This window comes from Streptomyces sp. NPDC059455, from assembly GCF_042750115.1.
GTDB classification, from domain to species: domain Bacteria; phylum Actinomycetota; class Actinomycetes; order Streptomycetales; family Streptomycetaceae; genus Streptomyces; species Streptomyces endocoffeicus.
In genome coordinates this window covers 4,205-11,226 of record NZ_JBHYVB010000067.1, presented here as the reverse complement: position 1 = coordinate 11,226, position 7,022 = coordinate 4,205, and the positions used below count along the sequence as shown (strand labels likewise).

The following is a 7,022-nucleotide window of genomic DNA, read 5'->3' as shown; positions in this document are numbered from 1 at the left end:
GGCGCGAGCGCGCCCGCCTCCGGGCGGTCGGGGGCTGTCTGTCCCGCGGGGGCGGGGGCACAGGGGGACGGGGGGGTGGCCCCCGGGCGGCGGGGGGTGAGGGGGTGGGGTTCATGCCCGGCCTCCCTTCGGGTCGTTCGGTTCCGCGGTGCGGGCCGAGCCGTCGGCGCGGCTGACGGCGGCGACCGCCTGCGGGTCGAGATCGAAGAGCTCCCGCAGCGCGTCCGCGTAACCGGCGCCGCCCGGAGTGCTCGCGAGCTGCTTGACCCGCACGGTGGGCGCGTGCAGCAGCTTGTCGACGACCCGGCGCACGGTCTGCGTGATCTCGGCCCGCTGCTTGTCGTCCAGATCGGGAAGTCGCCCGTCGAGGCGGGCGATCTCACTGGCGACGACGTCCGCCGCCATGGTACGCAGCGCGACCACCGTCGGGGTGATATGCGCGGCGCGCTGGGCCGCCCCGAAGGCGGCCACCTCCTCGGAGACGATGGCCCGCACCCGGTCCACGTCGGCGGCCATCGCCCCGGCGGACGAGCCCGGAGCGCCGGACGGCTCGGCGGCCGCCTCAGCGAGGGACTCGATGTCGACCAGGTGCAGCCCCTCGATCCGGTGCGCCGCCGCGTCTATGTCGCGCGGCATCGCCAGGTCCAGCAGCGAGACGCCCGTCCCCACGGGGTGCGCCCGGGGCGGGCAGGCCGCGCGCTGGGCGAGCGCGGTGCGCAGCTCGGCGGCGGTCAGGACCAGCCCGGTCGCGCCCGTACAGGACACGACGATGTCGGCGTGCGGCAGCTCGGCGGAGACCCGGTCCCGCGGCACGGCGCGGGCCACCAGGCCCTCGCGCAACGTTTCCGCACCGGCGGAGATGTCATCACCGACCGGAGTGATCGCGGCCGGGGTGGCGGCGTGCTGCTGGGCCAGGGACTCGGCCAGGCGCAGCGCCCGCTCCAACGTCCTGTTGGCGATCACCAGTTCTGATACACCGGCGCGCGCGAGCGTCGCCGCGGCCAGCGAGGACATCGAACCGGCGCCGATCACCAGGGCCCGCTTGCCCCGGGCCCACTCCGCCACCGGCGCGCCCTGGGCCAGCTGCTCCAGGCCGAAGGTGACCAGCGACTGGCCGGCCCGGTCGATCCCGGTCTCGCTGTGGGCCCGCTTGCCGACCCGCAGCGCCTGCTGGAAGAGATCGTTCAGCAGCCGCCCGGCGGTGTGCAGCTCCTGCCCCAGCGCCAGCGCGTCCTTGATCTGGCCGAGGATCTGGCCCTCGCCCACGACCATCGAGTCCAGCCCGCAGGCCACCGAGAACAGATGGTGGACGGCCCGGTCCTCGTAGTGGACGTAGAGGTACGGGGTGAGCTCGTCCAGTCCGACGCCGGTGTGCTGGGCGAGCAGCGTGGACAGCTCGGCGACCCCGGCGTGGAACTTGTCCACGTCGGCGTAGAGCTCGATGCGGTTGCAGGTGGCCAGCACCGCGGCCTCGGTGGCGGGCTCGGCGGCGAGGGTGTCCTGCACCAGCTTCGCCTGCTCGTCCCCCACCAGGGCGGCGCGCTCCAGCACGCTCACGGGCGCGCTGCGGTGACTCAGTCCGACGACGAGGAGACTCATGCCGGCATCACGGCGGGCACGTCCCCGTCAGGTCCTTGCCGACCGCTGTCGGCGCCGGGGGCGCCGGAGGGCGCCCGATGGGGCGTCACGGGCGGCGGTGGAACCGCCCCCGCGGCCTCCTCGGGGGCGCCGACCTCCTCGCCCGCCTTGCGCTGCTCATGGAAGGCGAGGATCTGCAGCTCGATCGAGAGATCGACCTTGCGCACGTCCACCCCGTCCGGAACGGACAGCACGGTGGGCGCGAAGTTGAGGATCGAGGTGATCCCGGCGGCCACGAGCCGGTCGCAGACCTGCTGGGCCGCGCCCGCCGGGGTGGCGATGACGCCGATCGAGACCCCGTTGTCCGTGATGATCTTCTCGAGCTCGTCGGTGTGCTGCACCGGGATGCCCGCGACCGGCTTCCCGGCCATCGTGGGGTCGGCGTCGATCAGCGCGGCGACCCGGAAGCCACGCGAGGCGAAGCCGCCGTAGTTGGCGAGCGCGGCGCCGAGGTTACCGATGCCGACGATCACAACCGGCCAGTCCTGGGTGAGCCCGAGCTCCCGCGAGATCTGGTAGACGAGGTACTCCACGTCGTAGCCGACACCGCGGGTGCCGTACGAACCGAGATAGGAGAAGTCCTTGCGCAGCTTGGCCGAATTGACGCCGGCCGCGGTGGCCAGCTCCTCCGAGGACACTGTGGGCACCGAACGCTCGGAGAGAGCCGTCAGCGCACGCAGATACAGCGGTAGCCGGGCGACGGTGGCCTCGGGGATCCCTCGGCTGCGGGTCGCCGGTCGGTGAGTTCGGCCAGTTGCCACGGTGCTCCTGCGGGTAGAGCGAGGCTGCGGGCGGCCGGGTGTTTCATGACCGCCCCATCGACAGCAGGCTATGTCTTTGTGAACGCGTGCACAAAGATGGTGTCCACTTTGTCCGAGCAAAGTGACCGGTGTCACGCGCCTTATCGAGCCAGCCGCGGAACCACTACCTGCGTCGCACCGTTTCCCGCGGGCTCGCTCGCCCCGCTGGGCCGCCGACCGGAGCACAAGCCCTCACTCCTCACCTTTTACCCCCGGACAGCAACAAAACGCCCACGATCGTAATCGACCGAGAGCCCACTTCCGAACTCGCCGGAACCGGCCCGGACTCATCGGAAGCGGCCCGCCCGCGCGGGCGGGCACACGCGGGCGGGCACACTTGTGGCCATGAGCCCGTTGCTGCGCCGCACCCCGCGGAAGAAGCCCACCGAGCGCACGGTCACGCTGATCGGCAAGCCCGACTGCCATCTGTGCGAGGACGCCGAGGCCGTGGTCGAGGAGGTCTGCGGCGAGCTGGGCACCCCCTGGGAGAAGAAGGACATCACCCAGGACGAGGAGCTGTACCGCGCCTACTGGGAGCAGATCCCGGTGGTGCTCATCGACGGCGAGCAGCACGACTTCTGGCGGGTGAACCCCCAGCGGCTGCGCACCGCGCTCGGCGGCTGATTCCGGCCCCCGCACCGGGCCCGCGCCTCCCTTGCGCGCCTCCCTTGCGCGCCTCCCTTTCGCGTAACCTGAATCGGCCCGACACCCGGGCGTAACGGGATGCGCCGGAGCGCTGGCTATGCTCGCTTCATGGCCGCACTGGGATGGTTCACCCGACGTCGACGACCCGCCACCGAGCGGAGTGTCCTCGCCGGAGAGGCATCGGCCGAGGCCGCGCGCAAGTCGTCGGCCGAGACCCCCGCGGCGCAGCTCCCCGCCGAACCCGAGTTCCCCGTCGTCGGGGACGAGCGGGCCGCCGCCTTCTTCGACCTGGACAACACGGTCATGCAGGGCGCCGCGCTCTTCCACTTCGGCCGCGGCCTCTACAAGCGGCACTTCTTCCGCAAGCGCGAACTCGCCCGCTTCGCCTGGCAGCAGACCTGGTTCCGGATGGCCGGGGTCGAGGACCCGGCGCACATGGAGGACGTGCGCAGCAGCGCCCTGTCCATCGTCAAGGGCCACCGGGTCTCCGAGCTGATGTCGATCGGCGAGGAGATCTACGACGAGTACATGGCCGACCGCATCTGGCCCGGCACCCGCGCCCTCGCCCAGGCCCACCTGGACGCCGGGCAGCGGGTCTGGCTGGTGACCGCCGCGCCGGTCGAGACCGCGACGATCATCGCCCGGCGGCTGGGGCTGACCGGGGCGCTGGGCACGGTGGCCGAGTCGGTGGGCGGCATCTACACCGGCCGACTGGTCGGCGAGCCGCTGCACGGCCCGGCCAAGGCCGAGGCCGTACGGGCGCTGGCGGGGGCCGAGGGGCTGGACCTGACCCGCTGCGCGGCCTACAGCGACTCCGCCAACGACATCCCGATGCTGTCGATCGTGGGCCATCCGTACGCGGTGAATCCGGACACCCGGCTGCGCAGGCACGCCCGTGAGCACGGCTGGCGGCTGCGCGACTACCGCACCGGACGTAAAGCGGCCAAGATCGGCATCCCGGCGGCGGCCGGGGTGGGCGCGGTGGCGGGCGGCACAGCGGCCGCCGTGGCCCTGCACCGCCGGCGCCGCTGACCACCGGCGGCCGAGGCCCGTCCCGGCCTCCGATCCCCTCGCCGGCCTCCCGCTGACCTCCCGCTGAGCCCCTTCCGGAGTGCCCCGTTCGGGCGGTGCTGACCGCCTGCGTACGACCGTGACCGAGGACGGTCAAGGCTGACCGCCGATCGCACTCCGTGACGACGTGCCCATCGATACACAGCGTCACCAACCGAACGCGCCCGCCCTGTTTCGGTCATTCCGCGCTTCCTACCCCACAGCGCCCCCGCCAGTCCCCTTACCGCCGCTTTGTCACAACACGCCACACAATCGCACAACCCACGAACGGTTCCGGTCAATTGGCGGTACACGTTCCACACTTGATGCGACATCAATCCATAACAGAGCGAACGGAAACGATGATTTGAGCAACTGGGTGTAGTGCCGCCTGTACGAAGCGTTATTCTCCTTAGACGCAAAACGGTACCCACGCGTCCCTACGGCGGGTGACGGTCCCGTACTGCACGTGATGGAAGCTCTGCCTCTGGGAGTCCCGTGTACCCACACGTCGGGGTTGACGCCTCGGGCCTGGCTACGCTGCGCGCAACGGTCCTCGACTGTCTGCGCGGCTTCGTCCCCACCGCGTATGCCGTCCCCGCCCTCGCCACCCCACAGCCCGCCAGCCCAGCCGTCGGCACGGTCGACCGCCCCGGCCAGGCCGGTCCGTGCTACGCCCTGGCGGACGGCGGTGCCGCGGTCGGCAGACGTTCCCGCGGCTCCGCCCCCACCGCCCGGCGCCCCGGCGCCGACAGCGACAGCCGCCGCATGATGGACCTCGTCGAGCGCGCCCAGTCCGGAGAGGCCGAGGCGTTCGGCAGGCTCTACGACCAGTACGCCGACACGGTCTACCGCTACATCTACTACCGCGTGGGCGGCCGGGCCACGGCCGAGGACCTCACCAGTGAGACGTTCCTGCGCGCCCTGCGCCGCATCGGCACCTTCACCTGGCAGGGCCGCGACTTCGGCGCCTGGCTGGTGACCATCGCCCGCAACCTCGTCGCCGACCACTTCAAGTCCAGCCGCTTCCGGCTGGAGGTCACCACCGGCGAGATGCTGGACGCCAACGAGGTCGAGCGCAGCCCCGAGGACTCCGTCCTCGAATCGCTGTCCAACGCCGCCCTGCTGCAGGCGGTGCGAAAACTCAACCCGCAGCAGCAGGAGTGTGTGACGCTCCGCTTCCTCCAGGGCCTCTCGGTCGCCGAGACCGCCCGGGTCATGGGGAAGAACGAGGGTGCGATCAAAACGCTTCAGTACCGGGCCGTACGCACTCTGGCCCGGCTTCTTCCGGACGACGCCCGCTGACCGCCCGTAGCCTCCCGGCCACGGTCCGTCGGCCCGTCGGGAGGGCCCTCGGGGAGGGCGTAACCCGGGTGCTGCGCCGCTCGTTGTGGGGGATGCAGGCGCCTTGTGGTGGTGCCCTGCCCGTGATCCACTCACTCGATCGGGTGGATGCGCGCATGGCACGGAACCCTCGGGTGTCCTGGGGAGTCGACCGTCACGACGAGAGGAGGTGCCGCCTGTGATCGCGAACGTATCGGCACACCGGCGGGCGAACGCCTTCGCCAAGGCCCTGGAGGCCCTGGAGGCCCTGGAGAGCAACCACCAGGCCGCCCGGGACGAGACGCCGCAGCAACAGCCAGGTTCCTCATCGGCGGAGAGCGCCGAGCGGAGACGGCTGCTGGCCCTGGCGAGCGGGCTGGGCGAGCTGCCGGCACCGACATTGGACCCGGAGGTCCGCGTCACCCAGCGGGCGCAGCTGCTCGCCGCCATGGAGGCGGCCTTCGCCGAGGGGGCGCCGCGCGTTCCCGAGCAGCGCCGCCGCCCCAGTGGCGCCCACCGGGCCAAACCCCCGGTGGCAAGATTCCGCCCCCGTTCCCGCTGGTCCAAGGGGCTCGCGGCCGGGGGGCTCACGGTCGGCGTGGCGGCGGGCGCGTTCGGCGGCGTCGCCGCGGCCAGCTCGAACGCACTGCCGGGCGACACCCTCTACGGGTTCAAGCGCGGTATGGAAGACCTCAAGCTCGAGATGGCGGACGGCGACGCCGACCGGGGCCGGATCTATCTGGACCAGGCGTCCACGCGGATGAGCGAGGCGCGCCGCCTGATGGAGCGGACCCGCACCGGCGATCTGGACCATGACTCGCTGGGCGAGATCCGCCGGGTCCTGGCCGGGATGCGCCATGACGCCTCCGAGGGCCACCGGCTGCTGCACCAGGTCTATCAGCGCGACGGCTCGCTCGGCCCGATCCAGCAGCTGTCCACCTTCTCCCAGGCCCACCGCGACGGCTGGAGCCGGCTGCGCGAGCAGCTGCCGGTCCAGCTCATGGACGTCGGCGACGAGGTGAGCTCGGTCTTCGACGCCATAGACCAAGAGGTCGGTCCGCTGCGGGCGTTGCTGCCCACGAAGAAGGAGCAGCAGGCCCAGTCCGGCCCGCAGACCGGCCACCCGCCGCAGCGCGCGGGCGGGCTGGACCCGGACGACCGCCCGGCGTCCGCCTCGGCCACCCCGAGCGGCAGCCGCACCGACGAGAAGACGGCCCCTCGGCCGCACCCGTCGTCCTCGGCGAGCACCCACAGCCAGAGCGGCGGCCTGGTGGGCGGCGCCGGCGATCTGCTGGACCCGCCGCTCGGCGGCGGATCGAGCCCCAGCCCGTCCACGGGCAAGGGCGACCCGGGCAGCAAGCCGTCCCAGCCGGACATCACCATTCCCCCGCTGCTCCCGGACCTGCTGCCGGGCCTGAGCATCGACGGCGACGACACGAGGTGAAAATGGTCTGGGGGTGGGGGGGGGGGGGCCCCCCCCCCCCCGCGCCCGACCGGCCAATATAACCCCCCCCCCCGGGGGGCGGCACCTAGGCCCCCGACGCGCCCCCCCCCGCTAGGGGGCCG

Annotated in this window: 6 protein-coding genes; 4 read left to right on the top strand and 2 right to left on the bottom strand. The window is 72.4% G+C overall.

Annotated features, from left to right (window positions below; translation table 11 throughout):
- Window positions 1-111: 111 nt before the first annotated feature.
- A complete protein-coding gene (locus ACFXB5_RS23950; RefSeq protein WP_385211295.1) occupies window positions 112-1,599 on the bottom strand; it encodes a glutamyl-tRNA reductase in 1,488 nt (495 codons plus the stop codon).
- Entirely contained in the window at window positions 1,596-2,399 is an 804-nt protein-coding gene (locus tag ACFXB5_RS23945) for a redox-sensing transcriptional repressor Rex (RefSeq protein ID WP_385211292.1), read from the bottom strand. Before ACFXB5_RS23945 ends, ACFXB5_RS23950 begins: the two co-directional genes overlap by 4 nt.
- A gap of 384 nt (window positions 2,400-2,783) precedes the next feature.
- On the opposite strand from ACFXB5_RS23945, the gene ACFXB5_RS23940 reads away from it, so the two are divergent.
- The 4 genes from ACFXB5_RS23940 to ACFXB5_RS23925 all read left to right on the top strand — a co-directional run bounded on the left by ACFXB5_RS23940 (window position 2,784) and on the right by ACFXB5_RS23925 (window position 6,900).
- Window positions 2,784-3,062, top strand: a complete 279-nt coding sequence (locus ACFXB5_RS23940) for a glutaredoxin family protein (protein WP_201858443.1) — start codon at window positions 2,784-2,786, stop codon at window positions 3,060-3,062.
- 129 nt (window positions 3,063-3,191) lie between these two features.
- A complete protein-coding gene (locus tag ACFXB5_RS23935) occupies window positions 3,192-4,115 on the top strand; it encodes an HAD family phosphatase (RefSeq protein WP_201858444.1) in 924 nt (307 codons plus the stop codon).
- Between the two features lie 516 nt (window positions 4,116-4,631).
- On the top strand, window positions 4,632-5,438 hold the full coding sequence (locus tag ACFXB5_RS23930; RefSeq protein ID WP_201858445.1) for an ECF subfamily RNA polymerase sigma factor, BldN family: 807 nt from the start codon (window positions 4,632-4,634) through the stop codon (window positions 5,436-5,438).
- A 217-nt stretch (window positions 5,439-5,655) separates the two neighbouring features.
- Complete coding sequence (locus ACFXB5_RS23925; protein ID WP_385211288.1) at window positions 5,656-6,900, top strand: DUF5667 domain-containing protein; 1,245 nt, start codon at window positions 5,656-5,658, stop codon at window positions 6,898-6,900.
- The last annotated feature ends 122 nt before the right edge of the window (window positions 6,901-7,022 follow it).

Coding starts and splice junctions, on each gene's coding strand:
- ACFXB5_RS23950 (WP_385211295.1), bottom strand. CDS start 1,599: ATGAGTCTCCTCGTCGTCGGACTGAGTCACCGCAGCGCGCCCGTGAGC.
- ACFXB5_RS23940 (WP_201858443.1), top strand. CDS start 2,784: ATGAGCCCGTTGCTGCGCCGCACCCCGCGGAAGAAGCCCACCGAGCGC.
- ACFXB5_RS23935 (WP_201858444.1), top strand. CDS start 3,192: ATGGCCGCACTGGGATGGTTCACCCGACGTCGACGACCCGCCACCGAG.